This is a genomic window from Pseudomonas sp. Irchel s3f7 (assembly GCF_900187615.1).
GTDB lineage: Bacteria > Pseudomonadota > Gammaproteobacteria > Pseudomonadales > Pseudomonadaceae > Aquipseudomonas.
Map to the genome: position 1 here is coordinate 87113 of NZ_FYDO01000011.1, position 20853 is coordinate 107965.

At 56.5% G+C, this 20853-nt stretch carries 25 protein-coding genes and 1 tRNA gene; 7 read left to right on the forward strand and 19 right to left on the reverse strand.

Annotated elements, in window-relative coordinates; all coding sequences use genetic code 11:
• Window positions 1–238 precede the first annotated feature (238 nt).
• From CKW19_RS11540 to thrS, 9 genes are all read right to left on the reverse strand, one after another.
• A tRNA-Pro gene (locus CKW19_RS11540) sits at window positions 239–315 on the reverse strand.
• 88 nt (window positions 316–403) lie between these two features.
• Window positions 404–760, reverse strand: a complete 357-nt coding sequence (locus tag CKW19_RS11545) for a MerR family transcriptional regulator (RefSeq protein ID WP_003179985.1) — start codon at window positions 758–760, stop codon at window positions 404–406.
• Entirely contained in the window at window positions 741–1043 is a 303-nt protein-coding gene (gene ihfA, locus CKW19_RS11550) for an integration host factor subunit alpha (RefSeq protein WP_002553164.1), read from the reverse strand. The genes CKW19_RS11545 and ihfA overlap by 20 nt, the downstream gene beginning before the upstream one ends.
• A 3-nt stretch (window positions 1044–1046) precedes the next feature.
• Entirely contained in the window at window positions 1047–3428 is a 2382-nt protein-coding gene (pheT, locus tag CKW19_RS11555) for a phenylalanine--tRNA ligase subunit beta (protein WP_095057988.1), read from the reverse strand.
• Window positions 3429–3454: 26 nt separating this feature from the next.
• The gene (pheS, locus tag CKW19_RS11560; RefSeq protein ID WP_007905876.1) at window positions 3455–4471 is read right to left on the reverse strand and encodes a phenylalanine--tRNA ligase subunit alpha; all 1017 of its coding nucleotides are present in this window, start codon (window positions 4469–4471) and stop codon (window positions 3455–3457) included.
• A 109-nt stretch (window positions 4472–4580) separates the two neighbouring features.
• Entirely contained in the window at window positions 4581–4937 is a 357-nt protein-coding gene (gene rplT / locus CKW19_RS11565) for a 50S ribosomal protein L20 (RefSeq protein WP_007905879.1), read from the reverse strand.
• A gap of 28 nt (window positions 4938–4965) precedes the next feature.
• Window positions 4966–5160, reverse strand: coding sequence for a 50S ribosomal protein L35 (gene rpmI, locus CKW19_RS11570; protein WP_002553160.1), 195 nt, complete (start codon window positions 5158–5160; stop codon window positions 4966–4968).
• 60 nt (window positions 5161–5220) lie between these two features.
• Window positions 5221–5772 carry a translation initiation factor IF-3 gene (gene infC, locus CKW19_RS11575; RefSeq protein ID WP_172435341.1) on the reverse strand — a complete coding sequence of 184 codons (552 nt, stop codon included), beginning with the start codon at window positions 5770–5772 and terminating at the stop codon, window positions 5221–5223.
• On the reverse strand, window positions 5772–7694 hold the full coding sequence (gene thrS, locus CKW19_RS11580) for a threonine--tRNA ligase (protein ID WP_095057989.1): 1923 nt from the start codon (window positions 7692–7694) through the stop codon (window positions 5772–5774). The genes infC and thrS overlap by 1 nt, the downstream gene beginning before the upstream one ends.
• A gap of 374 nt (window positions 7695–8068) precedes the next feature.
• Here thrS and CKW19_RS11585 point away from each other — a divergent pair, with 374 nt between their 5' ends.
• Together CKW19_RS11585 and CKW19_RS11590 are read left to right on the forward strand one after the other, a co-directional pair.
• Window positions 8069–8371: a hypothetical protein gene (locus CKW19_RS11585; RefSeq protein WP_095057990.1), complete on the forward strand. Its 303-nt coding sequence runs from the start codon at window positions 8069–8071 to the stop codon at window positions 8369–8371.
• Window positions 8372–8663: 292 nt separating this feature from the next.
• On the forward strand, window positions 8664–8876 hold the full coding sequence (locus CKW19_RS11590) for a cold-shock protein (RefSeq protein WP_003179963.1): 213 nt from the start codon (window positions 8664–8666) through the stop codon (window positions 8874–8876).
• Window positions 8877–8947: 71 nt separating this feature from the next.
• Here the strand turns inward: CKW19_RS11590 and CKW19_RS11595 are convergent, their stop codons facing one another.
• On the reverse strand, window positions 8948–9268 hold the full coding sequence (locus CKW19_RS11595; RefSeq protein WP_095057991.1) for an I78 family peptidase inhibitor: 321 nt from the start codon (window positions 9266–9268) through the stop codon (window positions 8948–8950).
• A gap of 165 nt (window positions 9269–9433) precedes the next feature.
• Window positions 9434–9739 (reverse strand): hypothetical protein, encoded by a 306-nt coding sequence (locus tag CKW19_RS11600; protein ID WP_095057992.1) that lies wholly within the window; start codon window positions 9737–9739, stop codon window positions 9434–9436.
• A gap of 131 nt (window positions 9740–9870) precedes the next feature.
• Between CKW19_RS11600 and CKW19_RS11605 the strand changes: the two genes are divergently transcribed.
• A complete protein-coding gene (locus tag CKW19_RS11605) occupies window positions 9871–10083 on the forward strand; it encodes a hypothetical protein (RefSeq protein WP_095057993.1) in 213 nt (70 codons plus the stop codon).
• 34 nt (window positions 10084–10117) lie between these two features.
• Here the strand turns inward: CKW19_RS11605 and CKW19_RS11610 are convergent, their stop codons facing one another.
• Genes CKW19_RS11610 through CKW19_RS11640 form a run of 7 tightly spaced genes read right to left on the reverse strand, consistent with a single transcriptional unit; the run spans window position 10118 to window position 17084 of the window.
• Window positions 10118–11146, reverse strand: coding sequence for a nucleoside hydrolase (locus CKW19_RS11610; protein WP_095057994.1), 1029 nt, complete (start codon window positions 11144–11146; stop codon window positions 10118–10120).
• A 36-nt stretch (window positions 11147–11182) separates the two neighbouring features.
• Window positions 11183–11587 (reverse strand): D-ribose pyranase, encoded by a 405-nt coding sequence (gene rbsD, locus CKW19_RS11615; protein WP_095057995.1) that lies wholly within the window; start codon window positions 11585–11587, stop codon window positions 11183–11185.
• Window positions 11584–12501, reverse strand: coding sequence for a ribokinase (rbsK, locus tag CKW19_RS11620; RefSeq protein WP_095057996.1), 918 nt, complete (start codon window positions 12499–12501; stop codon window positions 11584–11586). The genes rbsD and rbsK overlap by 4 nt, the downstream gene beginning before the upstream one ends.
• 21 nt (window positions 12502–12522) lie before the next feature.
• Window positions 12523–13542, reverse strand: coding sequence for a LacI family DNA-binding transcriptional regulator (locus CKW19_RS11625; protein ID WP_095057997.1), 1020 nt, complete (start codon window positions 13540–13542; stop codon window positions 12523–12525).
• A 3-nt stretch (window positions 13543–13545) separates the two neighbouring features.
• Complete coding sequence (locus CKW19_RS11630) at window positions 13546–14523, reverse strand: ABC transporter permease (protein ID WP_095057998.1); 978 nt, start codon at window positions 14521–14523, stop codon at window positions 13546–13548.
• Window positions 14520–16073, reverse strand: coding sequence for a sugar ABC transporter ATP-binding protein (locus CKW19_RS11635; RefSeq protein WP_095057999.1), 1554 nt, complete (start codon window positions 16071–16073; stop codon window positions 14520–14522). The genes CKW19_RS11630 and CKW19_RS11635 overlap by 4 nt, the downstream gene beginning before the upstream one ends.
• 54 nt (window positions 16074–16127) lie before the next feature.
• Entirely contained in the window at window positions 16128–17084 is a 957-nt protein-coding gene (locus tag CKW19_RS11640; RefSeq protein WP_095058000.1) for a sugar ABC transporter substrate-binding protein, read from the reverse strand.
• A 626-nt stretch (window positions 17085–17710) separates the two neighbouring features.
• On the opposite strand from CKW19_RS11640, the gene CKW19_RS11645 reads away from it, so the two are divergent.
• The 3 genes from CKW19_RS11645 (at window position 17711) to CKW19_RS11655 (ending at window position 19943) form a co-directional block, all read left to right on the forward strand.
• Window positions 17711–18799 (forward strand): asparaginase, encoded by a 1089-nt coding sequence (locus CKW19_RS11645; RefSeq protein ID WP_095058001.1) that lies wholly within the window; start codon window positions 17711–17713, stop codon window positions 18797–18799.
• 180 nt (window positions 18800–18979) lie between these two features.
• Entirely contained in the window at window positions 18980–19249 is a 270-nt protein-coding gene (locus tag CKW19_RS11650; RefSeq protein ID WP_095058002.1) for a DUF1654 domain-containing protein, read from the forward strand.
• Window positions 19250–19253: 4 nt separating this feature from the next.
• Window positions 19254–19943, forward strand: coding sequence for an endonuclease (locus CKW19_RS11655; RefSeq protein WP_095058003.1), 690 nt, complete (start codon window positions 19254–19256; stop codon window positions 19941–19943).
• Between the two features lie 81 nt (window positions 19944–20024).
• Here CKW19_RS11655 and CKW19_RS11660 read toward each other — a convergent pair whose 3' ends face one another.
• Window positions 20025–20390: a penicillin-binding protein activator LpoB gene (locus CKW19_RS11660; protein WP_095058004.1), complete on the reverse strand. Its 366-nt coding sequence runs from the start codon at window positions 20388–20390 to the stop codon at window positions 20025–20027.
• Between the two features lie 250 nt (window positions 20391–20640).
• On the opposite strand from CKW19_RS11660, the gene csrA reads away from it, so the two are divergent.
• On the forward strand, window positions 20641–20832 hold the full coding sequence (gene csrA, locus CKW19_RS11665; RefSeq protein ID WP_053161267.1) for a carbon storage regulator CsrA: 192 nt from the start codon (window positions 20641–20643) through the stop codon (window positions 20830–20832).
• Window positions 20833–20853: the final 21 nt, after the last annotated feature.

The following is a 20853-nucleotide window of genomic DNA, read 5'->3' on the forward strand; positions in this document are numbered from 1 at the left end:
TTGTTCGCGATTTTCAGAGCAACGATTAACTGATCAAGAACGGACAGCTCTGCGTAAACGTCCGTTCGGCCTGAAGGTCTGACTGGACGCATTGACGTGCTGCTTGTGCCTTCCGGGACAAACTCTGGCCTTTGTATCAGCCGAAGATTCCACCCAGAGCCAGTCGTTTTGTAGGGGTAAAAACGACAAAAATAAAAAAGGGGTCGCGAGATAAAATCTCGCAACCCCTTGAATTATATGGTCGGGACGGAGTGATTCGAACACTCGACCCCTAGCACCCCATGCTAGTGCGCTACCGGACTGCGCTACGCCCCGACTAGGCGTGAAACCGTCCTTCACCTCGAAGGACGCTCAAGAATATATCGCAAGCTTTTGAAAACTGGAAGTATTTAAAAGCAGGAAATTATTTCTTGAGAACCACCAGAACATCTTCCAACTCAGCGATCATCTGGCGAATCATTTGCTTGTATTGCGTGGTGTCGTCTTTGGCTTCATCGCCGGACAAACGCAAGCGTGCGCCGCCGATGGTGAACCCTTGATCGTAAAGAAGCGCGCGGATCTGCCGGATCATCAGCACATCCTGGCGCTGATAATACCGGCGATTGCCGCGGCGTTTGACGGGGTTGAGTTGAGGAAACTCCTGCTCCCAATAGCGCAGCACATGCGGTTTGACCGCACAAAGCTCGCTGACTTCACCAATGGTGAAGTAGCGTTTGCCTGGGATGACGGGTAGCTCGTCGTTATGACTTGGTTCCAGCATAAGCCTCAACTCGGGCCTTCAACTTCTGCCCTGGACGAAAGGTGACCACACGGCGAGCCGTGATCGGGATTTCTTCTCCCGTTTTCGGATTGCGGCCAGGCCGCTGGCGTTTGTCCCGAAGGTCGAAATTGCCGAAACCGGACAATTTGACTTGTTCGTTGTCTTCAAGAGCGTGCCTGATTTCCTCGAAAAACAGCTCAACCAATTCCTTGGCTTCCCGTTTGTTCAGGCCCAACTCTTCATACAGACGTTCCGCCATCTCAGCTTTCGTCAAAGCCCCCATACGTCACTTCCTTAACGTGGCGTCCAACCTTTTTTCGAGCGAGGTGAGGATGTTTTGCGTCGTGGTATTCACCTCATCGTCATTAAGAGTGCGCGATGGATGCTGCCAGGTCAAGCCAACTGCAAGGCTTTTTCTATCAGGATCAATGCCTTTACCCTGATACACGTCAAATAGCCTTAGGTCTGTCAGCCATTCGCCTGCATTTTCACGGATTACGTCCAATACAGCCGAGGCTGCGACGTCTTTGTGCGCGATCAGTGCCAAGTCACGACGAACTTCAGGAAAGCGCGATAACTCGTGGAATTTAGGCATTTTGCCCGAGGCCACTTCCGCCAGAACCATCTCGAAAACAAACACTGGACGATCCAGACCCAGGGTTTTCGACAACTCAGGGTGAATTGCGCCGATGAAGCCAACCAGACGCCCGTCACGTTCGATGCGCGCGGTTTGACCCGGATGCAACGCTGGGTGTTTACCAGGCACGAAAGTGAATGCACCCAGCGCACCGGCGAAGCCCAGCACCGCTTCCACGTCAGCCTTGACGTCGAAGAAGTCGACGACATCGCGACCTTGCGCCCAGCCTTCCGGCAGGCGGCTGCCGCAAACGACACCGGCCAGCATCGGCTCTTGCTTCAAGCCCTCGAGCTGACCGACGAAGCGCAGACCGCTCTCGAACAGACGAACGCGATCCTGCTGACGGTTCAGGTTGTGCTGAAGCGCCTTGACCAGACCAGGCCACAGCGACGAACGCATGGCAGCCATGTCGTTGGAAATCGGGTTAGCCAACAACAGCGGTTCAACACCCGGGTTAAACAATTCGAACTGTTTCGGATCGATGAAGCTGTAGGTGATCGCTTCCTGATAACCACGAGCAACCAGCAGACGACGCAGTTCCGGCAAGTCGCTACGGGCTTCCGCCTTGGCTTGCGGCGCCAGACGCGCTTGCGGATAACGAACCGGCAAGCGGTTATAACCATAAAGACGCGCCAACTCTTCGATCAGGTCGACTTCCAGGCTGATATCGAAGCGATGGCTTGGCACTTCTACGCGCCACTGCCCTGCCCCGTCAGCGGTAATGGTCAGGCCCAAAGCGCTGAGCAGACGCTCAACTTCAGCCGAGTCCATTTCCATGCCCAGCATCTGGGTGATGCGTTGAGCCCGCAGGGTAATCGGGGCGATCGACGGCAGGTGCTGCTCACTCACGGTTTCGATGATCGGGCCGGCTTCGCCACCGGTGATTTCCAGCAGCAGGCCAGTGGCGCGCTCCATGGCTTCACGGGCGAGCTGCCAGTCCACGCCACGCTCGTAGCGGTGCGATGCATCGGTGTGCAGGCCATAGGAACGGGCCTTGCCAGCGACGGCGATCTGATCGAAGAACGCGCTTTCCAGGAAGATATCGCGAGTGGTCGCGGTGTTGACGCCGCTATGCTCGCCCCCCATGACGCCGGCAATTGCCAGTGCGCGGGTGTGGTCGGCGATCACCAGCGTATCGCTACGCAGGCTAACTTCCTGACCGTCAAGCAGTACCAGCTTCTCGCCTTCTTCAGCCATGCGCACACGAATGCCGCCATTGATTTCGGCCAGATCGAAAGCGTGCAGCGGTTGACCCAACTCCAGCATCACGTAGTTGGTGATATCGACGGCGGCGTCGATGCTGCGCACGTCAGCACGGCGCAGACGCTCGACCATCCACAGCGGTGTAGGCTTTGACAGGTCGACGTTACGGATCATACGACCCAGGTAACGCGGGCAGGCCGCCGGCGCCAGCACCTCAACCGATCGCACTTCGTCATGGACCGCTGGAACGCTTGCAACCACCGGACGAGTGACTTGAGCGGCATACAGCGCGCCAACTTCACGGGCCAGACCCGCCAGAGACAGGCAGTCACCGCGGTTCGGGGTCAGGTCGACCTCGATGCTGGCGTCTTCCAGGTTCAGGTATTCACGAATGTCCTGACCCACCGGCGCATCTGCCGGCAGCTCCATCAGACCATCGTTACCTTCGCCCACTTGCAGCTCGGCTTGCGAGCACAGCATGCCGTTGGACTCAACGCCCCGCAGCTTGGCTTTCTTGATCTTGAAGTCGCCCGGCAATTCGGCGCCGATGGTGGCGAACGGGATCTTCAGGCCCGGGCGCACGTTGGGTGCACCGCATACAACCTGGAAGGTCTCCGAACCGTTGCTGACCTGGCAAACGCGCAGCTTGTCGGCGTCCGGGTGCTGTTCGGTACTAAGCACCTCGCCCACGATCACGCCACTGAAAACACCGGCGGCCGGCGTTACGCTATCGACCTCAAGACCGGCCATCGACAGACGAGCAACCAGCTCGTCGCGACTTACCTGCGGGCTAACCCAGCCACGCAGCCATTGTTCACTGAATTTCATCCTGCTCTCCTAAGAATTCGTTACGACTAGCGAAATTGCGCGAGGAACCGCAAGTCGTTGTCGAAGAACAGACGCAAGTCGTTCACGCCGTAACGCAGCATGGCCAGACGCTCAACACCCATGCCGAAGGCAAAGCCCGAAAACTCTTCCGGGTCAATCCCGGACATACGCAGCACGTTCGGGTGAACCATGCCGCAGCCCATGACTTCCAGCCAACCGGTCTGTTTGCAGACACGACAGCCTTTACCGCTGCACATCACGCATTCCATGTCGACTTCAGCGGATGGCTCAGTGAACGGGAAGTACGAAGGGCGGAAACGCACGGCCAACTCTTTTTCGAAGAACACCCGCAGAAATTCTTCGATGGTGCCTTTGAGGTCGGCGAAATTGATGTCGCGATCGACCAACAGACCTTCGACCTGGTGGAACATCGGCGAGTGGGTGATATCCGAGTCGCTACGGTACACACGGCCTGGGCAGACGATGCGGATCGGCGGCTGTTTTGACTCCATGGTGCGGACCTGTACCGGCGAGGTATGGGTGCGCAGCAACATGTTGGCATTGAAATAGAAGGTATCGTGCATCGACCGGGCCGGGTGGTGGCCTGGGATGTTGAGCGCTTCGAAGTTGTGGTAATCGTCTTCGACCTCAGGGCCTTCGGCGATGCCGTAGCCGATATGGGTGAAGAATTGTTCAATACGTTCCAGAGTACGAGTAACCGGGTGCAGACCACCGGAGGTCTGACCACGGCCAGGCAGGGTTACGTCAATGGACTCCGCAGACAGTTTGGCAGCCAGGTCGGCTTCCTCAAACAGTGCCTTGCGTGCATTGAGAACCTCTGTGACACGCTCCTTGGCAACGTTGATCAGCGCGCCGACTTGCGGACGCTCTTCTGCCGGCAAATTCCCCAGGGTCTTCATCACCTGAGTCAACTCACCCTTCTTGCCAAGGTAGTGAACCCGGATTTGCTCCAGGGCATTGATATCTTCAGCGCTTTGCACAGCCTCTAGTGCTTGAGAGACGAGCGCATCCAGGTTTTCCATGTACAGACTCCAGATACAAAATAGGGGAAGAGCTTGAAGGCTCTTCCCCTATTTATGACGTTTAACACCTGACCCCACAGATGCGAGGCCGGGTGACTGTCGGGGGTACTTAAGCCAAGGTGGCTTTAGCTTTCTCGACAATCGCAGCAAACGCCGCTTTTTCGTTCACTGCCAGATCAGCCAGAACCTTACGGTCGATCTCGATGGACGCTTTTTTCAGGCCGGCGATGAAACGGCTGTAGGACAGACCGTTGATACGAGCACCAGCGTTGATACGAGCGATCCACAGAGCGCGGAACTGACGTTTTTTCTGACGACGGTCACGGTAGGCGTATTGGCCTGCCTTGATTACCGCTTGCTTGGCAACACGGAATACGCGGGAGCGTGCGCCGTAGTAGCCTTTAGCAAGTTTCAGAATTTTTTTGTGACGCTTACGGGCAATGACGCCACGCTTTACACGAGCCATGAGTTACTTCCTCTATTCTTGACTAAAATTAACGAAGGCGCAGCATGCGCTCGACTTTTGCCACGTCAGACGGATGCAGCAAGCTGCTACCGCGCAGTTGACGCTTACGCTTGGTCGACATTTTGGTCAGGATGTGGCTCTTGAAAGCGTGCTTGTGCTTGATACCGTTAGCAGTTTTCAGAAACCGCTTAGCAGCACCACTTTTGGTCTTCATTTTTGGCATGTTCGGATACTCCGCATTCAGTTGATAAACATAATCAGAAGGCCTGCCGTGCCCTGTTGATTACTTCTTCTTTTTCGGGGCGATGACCATAATCAGTTGGCGTCCTTCCATCTTAGGATGCTGTTCGACCGAACCGTACTCGAGCAAGTCACCTTCAACTCGCTTGAGGAGTTCCATCCCCAGCTCCTGGTGGGCCATCTCACGGCCGCGGAATCGCAAGGATACCTTGGCCCTGTCCCCATCACTCAGGAAACGTACCAGGTTGCGCAGTTTTACCTGGTAATCCCCTTCCTCCGTCCCTGGACGAAACTTGATTTCTTTAACCTGAATCTGCTTCTGGTTTTTCTTGGCCGCAGCAATCTGCTTCTTCTTTTCGAAGATCGATTTGCCGTAGTCCATCAGTTTGCAAACAGGGGGTACTGCATCGGCGGAAATTTCCACCAGATCCAGCTTGGCCTCTTCAGCCTTAAGAAGCGCGTCTTCAATTGACACAATCCCAAGCTGTTCACCTTCAGCCCCAATTAACCGAACCTCGCGTGCCGAGATATTCTCGTTGATCGGGGCTTTCGGTGCAGCTCGTTTATCTTGTCTCATTTCACGCTTAATAATAATTACTCCGAATCTGGGCGACCACGCCGGGAAACCGCTTGCGCGAGAAACTCAGCGAACTGGGCGACGGGCATCGAGCCCAGGTCAGCACCTTCACGAGTACGCACAGCGACAGTCTGCATCTCGACTTCCCGATCTCCGATAACCAAGAGATAAGGAACCTTGAGCAAAGTATGCTCGCGGATTTTAAAGCCGATCTTTTCATTTCTCAAGTCAGACTTGGCACGAAATCCGCTTTCGTTGAGAGTTTTTTCAACTTCGGCGGCAAAATCTGCCTGTTTATCAGTGATGTTCATGATCACTGCCTGGGTCGGAGCCAGCCACGCGGGGAATGCCCCTTCGTAGTGCTCGATCAGGATTCCGACGAAACGTTCGAAGGAGCCCAGGATCGCCCGGTGCAACATTACCGGGTGCTTGCGACTGTTGTCTTCGGAGACGTATTCGGCTCCCAAACGGACAGGCAGGTTAAAATCGAGCTGCAGAGTACCACACTGCCAGACACGGCCAAGGCAATCTTTCAGCGAGAACTCGATTTTCGGACCGTAGAATGCACCTTCACCTGGCTGCAGATCGTACGGCAGGCCCGCACTATCAAGGGCTGCGGCCAATGCAGCTTCGGCGCGATCCCACAGCTCGTCGGAACCGACGCGTTTTTCCGGACGAGTGGACAGCTTCATCTCGACATCTTTAAAGCCGAAATCGGCGTAGACGTCCATGGTCAGCTTGATAAACGCAGCGGATTCAGCCTGCATCTGCTCTTCAGTGCAGAAGATGTGAGCGTCATCCTGAGTGAATGCACGGACGCGCATGATGCCGTGCAATGCACCCGACGGCTCGTTACGGTGGCATGCGCCGAATTCGGCCAGACGCATCGGCAACTCGCGGTAGCTTTTCAGACCTTGATTGAACACCTGCACGTGGCAAGGGCAGTTCATTGGCTTGATGGCGTAGTCGCGGTTTTCCGACTGGGTGGTGAACATGTTGTCGGCGTAGTTGGCCCAGTGCCCGGATTTCTCCCACAGGCTGCGGTCAACGACCTGAGGTGTCTTGATCTCAAGGTAACCGTTGTCGCGCTGAACCTTGCGCATGTACTGCTCAAGTACTTGGTACAGAGTCCAGCCATTCGGGTGCCAGAACACCATGCCCGGCGACTCTTCCTGGGTGTGGAACAGGCCCAGGCGCTTGCCGATCTTGCGGTGATCGCGCTTTTCAGCTTCTTCGATACGCTGAATGTACGCAGCCAGTTGTTTCTTGTCGGCCCATGCGGTGCCGTAAACGCGCTGCAATTGCTCGTTCTTGGCATCGCCACGCCAGTAGGCGCCGGACAACTTGGTCAACTTGAAGGATTTCAGGAAGCGGGTGTTCGGCACGTGCGGACCGCGGCACATGTCGACGTATTCTTCGTGATAATACAGGCCCATAGCCTGCTCGTTCGGCATGTCTTCGACCAGGCGCAACTTGTAGTCTTCGCCTCGGGCCTTGAACACTTCAATCACTTCGGCACGCGGAGTGACTTTTTTGATCACGTCGTAATCTTTCTCGATCAGCTGCTGCATGCGCTGTTCGATAGCGGCCAGGTCGTCCGGAGTGAAAGGACGCTCAAAGGCGATGTCGTAATAGAAGCCTTCATCAATGACCGGACCAATAACCATCTTGGCCGTCGGATACAGTTGTTTGACTGCGTGACCGACCAGGTGGGCGCAAGAGTGGCGGATGATCTCCAACCCCTCTTCATCCTTGGGCGTGATGATTTGCAGCGTGGCGTCGCTGTTGATGATGTCGCTGGCATCGACCAGTTTGCCATCGACCTTGCCTGCTACAGTGGCCTTGGCCAGGCCGGCACCAATGGATGCGGCGACCTCGGCTACGGAAACCGGATGATCGAATGAACGTTGACTGCCGTCGGGAAGAGTAATAGTTGGCATGGCGCCTCCTCTCCTAGTGGTGACCCCTACCAAAGGTCACGTGGGTTGGGATGAGCCAGTACAAGATCCGATCCAGGCCATTCAATGACGAACGCCTGCCTTACAGCGGCAGGAGCCTTGCGGCCAACCGGAAACCGAACCAGAGTGACTGGGGTTCAAATCAGGGTTAATCGTGCTTTAGCCGCTGCCGGGACTGAAGGTCAACCGGAGCCTGCAAACGCCCGAGCGACGCATGCTAGCACAGATGAACGGTTGCCACGGCGTGCAGGTTTTGTAGCTGGGTAAAATGGCTGTTTTTATGCCAGAGTGCTGAACTTGAAGTGCACTATCGCTCTCAGATAACAAGACATTTGACCCACAAGGAGTATCTCAGCATGCGTCTGAATCGTTTATTCGCAGTCGTCGCCCCCGTCATTCTCCTGCTGCCACTGGCCGCCCATGCAGAATGGCCGAAAGGCGAACGGGAGAAATACATGGCTCAGTGTGTTCCTGCCGCTGCCGAGAAGATTGGTACACCCGCAGCGAAATCCCACTGCGCCTGCGGTGCCGATGCGATCAAGTCGTACCCTGCCGCCGATATTCAGTCCCTGATGAACAACACGGCCAGCGACACTTTGAAGCAGCAGGCACTGAGCAAAATTGCAGCCTGCAAGGCCACCAACAAAGAGCAAAAATAAGCTCGCCCTCGCGCTTTCAACCCCTGAAATACTGTTAAAAAGCTGCTGAAACAGGCCCTTTCGTACAATTTATTCAGGTTTTTCAGCTTTTTTTATCGCCTTAACTTTCGACTGAAAGCCTTATAGATCGGGGCTTTCAGCCGCCAAAGGACACAAAGAAAACACGACTGGTTGGCAAACAGTGCGTCCGGGGGGCTCCCAAAGCGAACATTTCGACTATGATACTCGGGTGTGCCCAGTTGGCCTGAGCAGCACAGTACTACTGAAAATATATGTTTCTTGGAGATACACCATGTCTAATCGCCAAACCGGCACCGTTAAATGGTTCAACGATGAAAAAGGCTTCGGCTTCATCACTCCTCAAGGTGGCGGTGACGACCTGTTCGTACACTTCAAAGCTATCGAAAGCGACGGTTTCAAAAGCCTGAAAGAAGGCCAGACTGTTTCCTTCGTGGCTGAGAAAGGCCAAAAGGGTATGCAAGCTGCTCAAGTTCGCCCAGAGTAATTTCCAGGCGCACTAAAAAAACCCCGTCCATGTGACGGGGTTTTTTATGGATGAAACAAAAGCGTGAGTGGTCAGCCGCAGTTGACGCGGGTGACGACCCGATTGGCATCGGTGTTCAGATTCAGTCGATCGGAACGGTATTCCAGCGTCACCATATCGGTTGGCAAGAGGAACCGTGCATTTTGTGCCCCGGCGCGAGTACGCGCCTGCTCCAAAAGTTCTGGCGATGCCTTTTTGCCAATGGTGAATTCGGCAGCCTTTGCCTCACAACGGCTGTGACCCGTGTCAGTTGTCGTAGCAGTGCCTGCTGTCGACTCCGTGGAGGTAGTGTTGCAACCGGCCAGTGTGGCAGCGGCCAACAAAGCACCCAATGACGCGAGCTTCCAAGGCATGAAGCCTCCTTATTCAATGATTAAGCTGAGATCGTGCGACAACCAGGCTGGCGTTTGGTTTCACAAGGAGCACTGACACCGCGCCCCTGATCCGGACGAGCCGCGATTCTGCCTGAGTGCCGCCCTCCCCTTAACCATTCAATCGTGACTGAATATGAACGACGGTCAATAAACGTCAATGTAGTCGTACGCAGGATTTGGCCAGTTATCTTTCAACGCATTGAAGATTTGCATGACCCAGACTTCATCGCTAGCTGCAACCAGCCCGACGTAGCCTGAACCCTTGGCCCACGTTTCGAGACGAAACAACAACCCGTCGATATCGGTGCCGCCCACGACACCCGAGGAAATATAGGCAACCCCTCCCTTGGTGACCCGCAATTGGGTATGTTCATCGTCACTGGCACCTGCCAGCATCTGACGCACAGCGTCAAGGGTCAGGCCATCTGGGGAGTTCAAATCGATCTGCACGGCACGTTCCTTGAATTTTCGTCAAAGACCAAGTGTCGCATAGCGCTCCAATCATGCCTAAGTCGGAGTGCCAAACGCCCCGCAAAATGCTTAACTCGACGCTCAATCCCCCAGACTTCACGAGCGCCATCATGACCACTGTAAGCATCGACGCCGACATCAAGGCCAAGTGGCAGGACGGCCACAGCTCATACAGCCCCGGCAGCACCGAAGAGCTGGCCATTATCGGTATCGATCTGTTGGTCAGGGACCTGGGAGCCGACGCCGCCCAATCGTTTATCGAACAGGTTTTCGAAAAGCATCTGGCAGACCAACGGGCCGCAACGGATATCGGGCGGGGGTAAACCCCGCAGGGCCAGCACCTGCGGGCGCTAAAACCTATTTCAATCGCGCCAGGCGCTCGCTCAACAGATCGAAGAAGCCTTGAGCGTCTCCGCTTTCAACCCAGAAAGCGTTCTTCGGCGCCTTGAGTCCGTCATACCAGTCAACGATGGTTTGACCGAACGTCGGCCCCTCGCGACTATCGATCACCACATTGACCGAGCGACCGCTGAACAACTCGGGCTTGAGCAGGTAGGCGACGACCGTGGCATCGTGCACCGGACCACCCGGAATGCCGTAATGCTCCATATCACCCTTGACGTATTCATTGAGAATGTCGCTCACGAGCTTGCTGGCCTTATTGTTCAGGACGGCTATTTGCTGCAGTCGCGATTCGCTGGTGAGAATCTTGTGGGTCACGTCCAGCGGCAGGTAGGTCAGTTTCACGCCACTTTTGAGTACCACTTCGGCAGCCTGCGGGTCGGCGAACAGGTTGAACTCCGCCACGGGCGTGATATTGCCACCATTGAAGTGTGCACCACCCATGATCACCACTTCCTTGATGCCCTGGACGATTTCAGGTTCCTGGATCAACGCCAGGGCCAGGTTGGTCTGCGGGCCCAGCATGGCAATGGTGATGCTATGGGGCTTGGCCGCCTTCAGGGTCTCGATCAGATAAGCCACCGCGCTGCCCTGGGCCAAGCCCTTTTTCGGCTCATGCACGGTGACACCCGACAGACCTTCCTTGCCATGGATGTCCTCGGCGTAGATCGGTGTGCGCATCAGCGGTTTCGGCGCGCCCGCATAAACAGGCACCTCTTCCCGCCCGGCCCACTCCCGGGCGAGCCGTGCATTGCGCGAGGTTTTATCCAGACGAACATTGCCTGCAACAGTGGTCAACGCACGAACATTCAGTTCATCCGGCGAAGCCAGCGCAAACAGCAAGGCGACCACGTCATCGGCCCCCGGATCGGTGTCGATGATCAGGTCGATTTTTTCCGCCGACTGGGCGTTTGTTGCAGCAATAACGGACAAAAGCAGCAGACTCCGGAACAAATGGTGCAGTTTCTTAGCATAGCGGTACATGGCGCACTCCTTGTGCATTGGAAAATCAAAAGCGATTCAGAACGTTACTCCGGCAATCAGAGCAATATTGCAGTACGGCTGACATTCACCGGTCCGAACAATCGCCCTCGCCTGGCGACTGAGGGCTTTGAACTGCTCATGACTGAGCCACTCCCGCTGGCCCAGCGCCCCTTCAGCGCTCAGCTCATCAAGCACAGCCAGCGCTGACGGTTTTTTCTCGAGAATCTCCTGCGCCAGTACATGCCTTTCGACCTGCATTTCGCTGAGCACAACCTTCAAGGTGCTGACAAAATCCGGAATACCCTGGGTCAAGGCCAGGTCGATCAGCTCCACACCCGGCGGCACCGGCAAACCGGCGTCAGCGATTATCACGATGTCGCCATGCCCCAATGACGCGATCAGCCGCGACAGCGCAACGTTCAACAGCGGTGTCTTTTTCATGAGGTTTTGAACACCGTGACTTCGGACAGGGTGGGAATCGAGGGTTGTGCACCAGCACGGGTGACCGACAGCGCTGCGGCGACCTGTCCGAAGCGAATCGCTTCGGCTTCGCCTTTGCCAGCCGCCAACGCTGCAGCAAAGCCGCCGACAAACGTATCCCCAGCCGCCGTTGTATCAACCGCTTTCACGACAGGCGCCAGGAAGTGTTCGAAACCATCACCACTCGCGAACAATGATCCTTGGGCACCAAGCGTGATGATCACCTTGCCAGCTCCCATTGCTATCAGTCTGGTCGCGGCGGCTTCAGCGCTTTGCAGAGAATCCACCGGCAAACCACTCAAGGCCGACGCTTCGCTTTCGTTGGGAATCAGGTAATCGATCGAGGCATACCAATCAGCCGGCAGCGGCTGACTGGCCGGCGCCGGGTTCAGGATCACGGTTTTGCCTAACTCACGACCGCGCTTGAGCGCGTGGCCGACCGTGGCGTCCGGCACTTCAAGCTGACAAATGATCACATCGGCAGCTTGCAGTACGGCATCAAAACAACCGATCAACGCGGGTGTCAGCGCACCATTGGCGCCAGCGACAATAACGATCGCGTTCTGGCTGTTATCGTCGACCACGATCAACGCCACGCCACTGGAGCCATCAACCGTGCTGACCGCCTGACAATCGATCTGTTCAGCCAGCAAGGCTCCACGCAACGCTTCGCCGTAGGCATCGCTCCCCACGCAACCGACCATCGAGACTTGAGCCCCCAGTCTTGCCGCGGCCACGGCCTGGTTTGCGCCCTTTCCACCGGAAACCGTAGCAAACGATTCGCCGATCAAAGTTTCACCACCACGCGGCAGCCGTGGCGCCCGAGTGACCAGGTCCATGTTCAGGCTGCCTATTACCACTACGTTTGCTGGCATACAGTACTCATTCATTCAGTTTCAGCGGTATTCGTCGAACACGCCGGGCAACGGAGCCGTCGATTCGCGCACAACAATGCTCGGCGTCACGATCCGTTGCTCAGTGACCAGATCCGGCGTGGCAATGCGCCGCAAAAGCACTTCTGCGGCCATCTCGCCCAGCTGCAGGATCGACTGTCCCACAGTGGTCAACGCCGGATAGACGTAGCGACTCATCTGAATATCGTCAAAGCCAATCACTGACAGCTGCGTCGGCACACGGATGTTGCGCTCGGCGGCGGCTCGTAACACGCCGATACCGATCATGTCGTTGCCCGCAAAAATGGCGCTGGGCGGGTTCTGGGCCAACAGGATTGCCGCGGCGTTGTAACCGCCGGTGCTGGTGAAGTCGCTTTCCAGCATGCGTTCGCGGGGCACTTCCACGCCTGCGTCTTTAAGGGCCCGGCAAAAACCGGACAGACGCATTTGCGCCACACTGGTGGTTGCCGGGCCGCTGATCGTTGCGATATCTCGATGCCCCAACTCCAGCAAGTGCCGGGTCGCCAGATAAGCACCATATTCATGATCGATTCGCACCAGATCGGCATCGACGCCTTCCAAGCCTCGGTCGACGATCACCATCGGCGTGCGCACACCCGCCAAACCTTGCGCCAGGCTACTGTCTCCACCGGCCGAGGCGACGATCAGGCCGTCGATGCGTTTTTCCAGCAATACGCGCAGGTAGCTGCGCTGCTTTTGCGGGTTGTCGTCAGAGTTGCAGAGGATCACGCAGTAACCATTGCGCTCACAGTAATCCTCGATGCCCCGCGCCAGTTCGGCGAAATACGGGTTGAGACTGTTGGGCACCAGCAAACCAATGGTCGCCGTAGTTTTGGCCTTGAGTGAGCGGGCCACGGCACTGGGTACGTAGTCGAGGGTCTTGATCGCCTCTTCGACCTTGATCCGTACGTCCTTGCTGACTGGCCGGGTGTTGTTCACCACATGGGAAACCGTGGTGTAGGAAATTCCCGCGAGCGCAGCCACATCTTTGATCGTTGCCATGACTCAGGACCGCCGGCTTGCGCGCTGACTGCGATAAGTATCGAGCACCACCGCCACTACGATTACCGCACCGGTGATGATGCGCTTGGTCGGTTCAGTGGCGCCAATCTGCGCCAGGCCGGCCGCCAATACGGAAATGATCAATACACCAAAGAATGTGCTGATGACCGAGCCGCGTCCACCCATCAGGCTGGTCCCGCCGATCACGACCGCTGCGATCACTTGCAGCTCCAGACCGGAACCGGCATTGGGGTCCGCCGCCTCCAGGCGCGAAATCTGGAACAGTGCAGCAACACCGGCCAACAGCCCCATGAGGCTGAACACCAGAATCTTGTAGGGCTTGGGATTGATCCCAGCCAGACGCACCGCCTCTTCGTTGGTACCGATGCCAATGAGATAACGACCGAACACGGTACGGGTCAACACCGCCTGGGCGATGAATATGATCAGCAAAGCGATGATGAACGACGGGGAAATGCCGAAGGCGATCGGGTTGGATAACCAGGCAAACGCGTCGCCGATGTAGGCCGTGCGCGAACCGGTCATTTGATACGCCACACCCCGGGCCATCTCCAGCACACCGAGGGACACAATGAACGACGGAATGCGCCACGCCACAGTGATCGAACCGGTGACGGTCCCGGCCAACGCCGCCGCGGCCATGCCGAGCAACGCTGCGGGCAGGACGCTCCAGCCCCAGCCGAGAATGGCCACGCTGACCGTCGAAGCCGCGAGCGCCAGCACTGACCCTACCGACAGATCGATACCGCCGATGATCAGCACGAAGGTCATGCCGACCGCCAGGACCATCAAGTCGGGAATCTGATTGGCCAACGTGCTGAACGTGTCGTAGGAGAGGAAATGACTGCTCAGGGTCGAGAACAGCACCACCATCGCCAGCAAGGCCCCGGCCAGCCCCATGTAGGTGCCGAGGCCGTAGAAGTTGCCGCTGCGGTTGCCGGCGGAAGAAGCGGTTTTCATGGAAGATCCCTAGGCGCAGCTTCGTTGAGCAGCGCATCGTGTTTTTGGTAGCCGGCGAATGCAGCGGCAAGCAAATCATCCTGAGTCCAGCTGTCGCGTTCGAACGTCTCGATCAGACGCCCCGCCGACAACACACCGATCCGGTCACAAATCAGCATCAACTCACGCAGGTCACTGGACACCACCACCAGCGCCTTACCCTGGCGGGTCAGTTCACCCAGCAGGTTGTAAATGTCGAACTTGGCGCCGACATCAATGCCCCGCGTCGGCTCATCGAACAGCAGCACCGAACAATCACGTTCCAGCCAACGGCCAATCACCACTTTCTGCTGATTGCCGCCAGACAACTCGGACACCAATTGCCCCGGACCGGAACTTCGGATGCGCATGGCATCGATCTGGCGCTGAGCCAGCGCATGTTCATCGTTGTTGTCGACGATGCCGCCACTGGAGATAACCGGCATGTTGCCCAATGCGATGTTGGCGCTGATCGATTGGGTCAAGAGCAAGCCCTCGCCCTTGCGATCTTCAGTGATCAACGCGATACCGTGACCAACTGCATCGACCGGTGAGCGAATGCTGACAACCTGCGCAGGCGAGCCCAGTGCCACCGTGCCGCTGTCTGCCAGATCCGCCCCGAAAATCAGGCGCAGCAACTCGGTGCGCCCTGCTCCGATCAACCCTGAAATGCCGAAAATCTCACCGGTGCGAACTTCGAAAGACACGTCGCGAACCTTGTCGGAACGGCTCAGTCCCTTGACCGTCAAGGCTGGAGCGCCGATTTCGCGCGCGCCCATATCGATGTGTTCGACGAGCTCACGACCGACCATCAACGTGACCAGTTGTTCGCTGTTGTAGTTGGCCATCGGCTCGACGCGAACCAGATGGCCATCGCGCAGCACTGCGATGCGTTGAGCAACGCGGGCGAGCTCTTCGAGGCGGTGGGAGATATAGATGATGGACACGCCGCGCACCTGCAGCCGAGTGATCTGCTCGAACAGCATCTCGACCTCGCGCGTCGTAAGCATCGCGGTCGGCTCATCGAGAATCAGCACATGGCAATCGCCGATCAGGTTGCGGGCAATCTCGACCATTTGCTGATGACCGATACCCAACTCGCCGACCAACGTGTCGGGGTCGATCGAGTCAAGCCCTACCTGGGCCATGGCTACGATGGCTGCCTTGCGCAGTTGCTTGCGGCTGATCCACCCACCAATGCCGGGCAGGTTGTCGAGAAACAGGTTTTCCGCCACCGACAAGGTCGGCAACAAATTGAGCTCCTGCATGACCATGCGGATGCCCATGCCTTCCGCCTGTGCCCTGCTGCCCGGACGGTAGTCCTGCCCAAGAAACTGCATCTGGCCGGTCGTCGGCGTAGCCAAACCGCCAATGATCTTCGACAGCGTGCTTTTGCCGGCACCATTCTCACCGGTCAGCGCCAGTACTTCACCGCGCCTGAGCGTCAGGTCGATCCCGGTCAGGACCGGTTGCGCGTAAGTCTTGCCGATGCCACTGACCGTGAGGACAACGTCCGGAGTGGAAACTGACATAAAACTCTCCACGCGCCCGCCCGGAAGGACGAGCGCTTTTGTGTCGTCAGAGGATTACTGGGTAACCAGCTCTACAGGCGTTTCAATCACGCCGTTGGCGCCGCTGTCGACCTTCTCGCCCTTGAGAATCTTGAGCGCAGTCTCGATGCCGAATACTGCTTGCCTGGCCGCGAACTGGTCAGCGGTGGCGAGCACTCGACCATCCTTGAGCATGGGTTTGATGGCATTGATGTTGTCGTAGCCCACCACTTGTACTTTGCCGGTCTTGCCCGCCGCACGCACGGCAGAAACCGCCCCCACCGCCATGCTGTCGTTACCGGCCAGCAGGGCTTTGGTTTGCGGGTATTCGCTGAGAATCGACGCGGCGACCTTATTGCCCTTATCGATCTCCCAGTCACCAGACTGCAAGGACACCACTTTGATCTGCGCCGCCTCCATCGCATCCTTGAAACCGGCAGTGCGCTGCTGGGCGTTGGTGGTGGTGGACACGCCTTCAATGATGCCGACCTCATCACCTGCCTTCAGTTGCCTGGCCAGGTAGTCACCCACCAGACGCGCGCCCTTGCGGTTATCCGGGCCCACGAATGGCACGCTGATGTTTTTGCTTTTGACGACGGCCGGATCCAGTTGGTTGTCGATGTTGATCACGGTGATCCCGGCATCGATGGCTTTCTTGATCACTGGAACCATGGCTTTGGAGTCCGCCGGCGCAATGACCAGCGCATTGACCTTGGCCAGGATCATCTGCTCGACGATACGTGTCTGGCCCGCGGTATCAGTCTCGTCCTTGATACCGTTGGAGATCAGGTCGAATTCGCCGGAATGGTCTTTCTGATAGGCCTTTGCGCCATCTTCCATGGTCAGGAAGAATTCGTTGGCCAGGGATTTCATGACCAGCGCGACTTTGGGTTTTTCAGGTGTTTCGGCGAAAGCCGAAGAGACAGGCAGAGAAGCGGATGCGGCAACCAGCATAGCGACAGCAAGAAGGTGTCCAGCGAATGGCAGCTTCATGGGTTCACTCCGATCTTATGATTATTGTGAGCAACGCTTGCACTGGCGTCAGCAACACGGCTTCGACAAGCGCCGTCGCCGGAGTCGCGCAAACGTTTGCGTGAACCGAACTATGCGAATCTTGCCGAAACTTGTCAACGACCGAAAAAACGTATTCAACGCAGAATGGGGAACACGGCATTCACTTCATACCGTCGTGTTAACGACCGATCCGGTGCTGGAACCCTTGGCCAGCTCCTTGATCAGACTGACGCTCACCTGAAGGATGGTGCCGCTGGTATCGGCTATCTGCCCTTGAATGGCGACATGTGAACACCTTGAAAAAGTCCTATGAAACAACATCGGCCAGTGCGGGAATTTCTTTAGCGCCCAAGCGCTGTTTCTGTTTCGGTGAGCCGAACGGAGAAGCCAAAAATATTCGGAAACCCGGACAGAGGCAGACAACATCGACCCAACAAAAAACACACAATAATGTTTAAAATCATAATGTTACGTGTTTTATTTAAACGCTCCGTGTAACTGGTACATATCCTGCTCTTCTCCTGCACCCCGAGCGCTCAGATGCGCTTGGGTCGAATCTAGATGATCTTGCATCAGCACCGTCTCACAACTAGAAGAGAAGAATAATGACACTTGCACTCAAGACCTTTGTTCCGGGCGCTTTAGCCCTTCTGCTGCTCCTGCCTACCGCCCTTCAGGCAAAAGAAGCCGAAACCCAACAGAAACTGGCGAACGTGGTGATCCTCGCTACCGGCGGCACCATTGCCGGCGCTGGCGCCAGCGCCGCCAACAGCGCTACGTATCAAGCGGCGAAAGTCGGCATCGATAAATTGATCGCCGGCGTACCGGAACTGAGCCAAGTGGCCAACGTTCGCGGCGAACAGGTCATGCAAATCGCCTCTGAGAGCATCACCAACGAAAACCTTCTGCAGTTGGGTCGCCGCGTGGCGGAGCTGGCCGACAGCGACGACGTCGATGGCATCGTCATTACCCATGGCACCGACACCCTGGAAGAAACCGCGTACTTCCTGAACCTGGTGGAAAAAACCGACAAACCGATCATCGTAGTCGGCTCCATGCGCCCGGGCACTGCAATGTCCGCCGACGGCATGCTGAACCTGTACAACGCCGTGGCCGTCGCCAGCAGCAAAGAAGCTCGCGGCAAAGGCGTCCTGGTCACCATGAACGACGAAATTCAGTCGGGTCGTGATGTGAGCAAAATGATCAACATCAAGACCGAAGCGTTTAAAAGCGCCTGGGGTCCTCTCGGCATGGTGGTTGAAGGCAAATCGTACTGGTTCCGTCTTCCAGCCAAGCGCCACACCATGGACTCGGAATTCGACATCAAAACCATCAAGAGCCTGCCGGATGTTGAAATCGCCTACTCCTATGGCAACGTAAGCGACACCGCCTACAAAGCCCTGGCTCAATCGGGCGCCAAAGCCATCATCCACGCTGGCACCGGCAATGGTTCGGTCTCTTCACGTGTCGTTCCGTCCCTGCAAGCCCTGCGTAAAGATGGCGTGCAAATCATCCGTTCTTCCCACGTCAACGCCGGTGGCTTCGTGCTGCGCAACGCCGAACAGCCGGACGACAAGTACGACTGGGTTGTGGCTCATGACCTGAACCCGCAGAAGGCACGCATCCTGGCGATGGTCGCACTGACCAAAACCAACGACAGCAAAGAGCTGCAACGGATGTTCTGGGAATACTGATTCACTTCGCCCGATCGGTTCCGATCGGGCGCCTCCAGCACCACTCGCCAGCTTCGGCGAGTGGCTTGCTCAAGTCTGACAAAAAATCTGCAGTTGTCTTACACCAAACGGGACAAACCGCTGTCAGAGGATTTTCTTGAATTTTAAGCAGTTGCGAAAAGCCCTACAGTTAAATACTGTATGCACGTACAGCTTAATAAGGATAATCCTGTGGACACTACCTCTGCCTCCCCCGACACCTATGTACGCATGGGCGTTCGCGTTCAGAAAATCATCAACTCCCCCACTGCACAAAAAGCCAAAGCAGCGCTGATCTTCCGCCTTCCGGACGAGCCCGTGGATGAATGGGAGCGCTTGCTCGAAGAAATCGATGAGAACGACAACGTCACCCTCGCCTATCGCGACGATGGTGGCGTGCAGATTTTCTGGGTTGTGCCGAAGGAAGATTGAGTCAATGAGTGTCCGTTGTTTAGCTTTGCTGTTTTTGTTTTTCGCCGTGGAGGCTCAAGCCGATGCCCCGCGCACTTTCAACGAAGCGAAGAAAGTCGCCTGGAAACTTTATGCCCCGCAATCCACCGAGTTCTACTGTGGCTGCAAGTACACCGGCAATCGGGTGAATCTTGAGGCCTGCGGGTATGTACCACGCAAAAACGCCAAACGTGCCTCCCGCATTGAGTGGGAGCACATTGTTCCAGCCTGGCAAATCGGTCATCAGCGCCAATGCTGGCAAGAGGGTGGGCGCAAGAACTGCTCAAGTCACGATCCGATTTATCAGAGAGCCGAGGCCGATCTGCATAACCTGGTGCCCAGCATCGGAGAGGTGAATGGAGATCGCAGCAACTTCAGTTTTGGCTGGTTGCCGGAGCAGCCGGGTCAATACGGCTCATGCCTGACCCAGGTTGACTTCAAGGCCAAGAAAGTCATGCCCCGGCCTTCCATTCGCGGGATGATCGCCCGGACTTATTTCTACATGAGCAAGCAGTATGGTTTGCGCTTGTCGAAGCAGGATCGACAACTCTATGAGGCCTGGAACAAGACATACCCGGTCCAGGCATGGGAGCGTCAACGCAATCAGAGCGTGGCGTGCGTCATGGGCCGCGGCAACGAGTTTGTCGGGGCAGTCGACCTGAAAGCCTGCGGCTGAATCTGAAACGACACCGAATATACAAAGGCCTCGAGGTTTGCACCCCGAGGCCTTTTTTCGATGCCCGCAACAAACTGATTGTTACTGAGCGGCAGGACGCTCAAGCAGCAGTACTTCAATGTTCTGTTTTTTCGCCCGGGTCAGTGCTGCACGGACTTCGTCCTGCTTGGCCTCGGCTTCGGCTTTCGAGGTGAACGGCCCCAGCAGAATTCGGGTTTTGCCGTTTTCCTTGACCACGCTGGACATGAAACTGTGCTCGATCAGCCAGCCACTGAGATCGCTGACCGCCTGAGGTGTTTCCCCTCGCACTTCAAGATCCCACTGTGGCCCCGACACCTGCGCCGGCGTGGCCGCCACGGCTGGCTGCGGCTTTTGCGCATCGACACTTTTGCCTTCTCCGCATCCCGCCAGCGCCAATACAACGAACATCCCGACCATTTTGCGCACAGCGTTTCCCTCAAAATGCTTAAAGCAGTGATTTTAACACCCATGATTCCTTCGCGAGTGCCACAAAATGGGCACAAAACAGCGAGAATGATGGTTGCGGCCTCTGTATAGTTACGCCTTGGGAATTAATGCTGCATCTGCACGTCAGAAAGAGGCACCCAAATTGTGAGACTTCGCACTAATCTATACATACCACCGACCTCTGCACTGTCCGAATCAGGTGCCCCATAAAGCAATCAAGGAGAAGACCATGCTGATACTCACCCGCAAAGTCGGTGAAAGCATAAACATCGGTGATGACATTACGATCACCATCCTGGGCGTAAGCGGCCAGCAAGTCAGAATCGGCATCAACGCCCCGAAAGACGTTGCGGTTCACCGCGAAGAAATTTATCAACGCATTCAGGCCGGCCTCACCGCCCCGGAAAAGCCACAGCCCTGAATCCTGTTGCAGTCAGTAGCC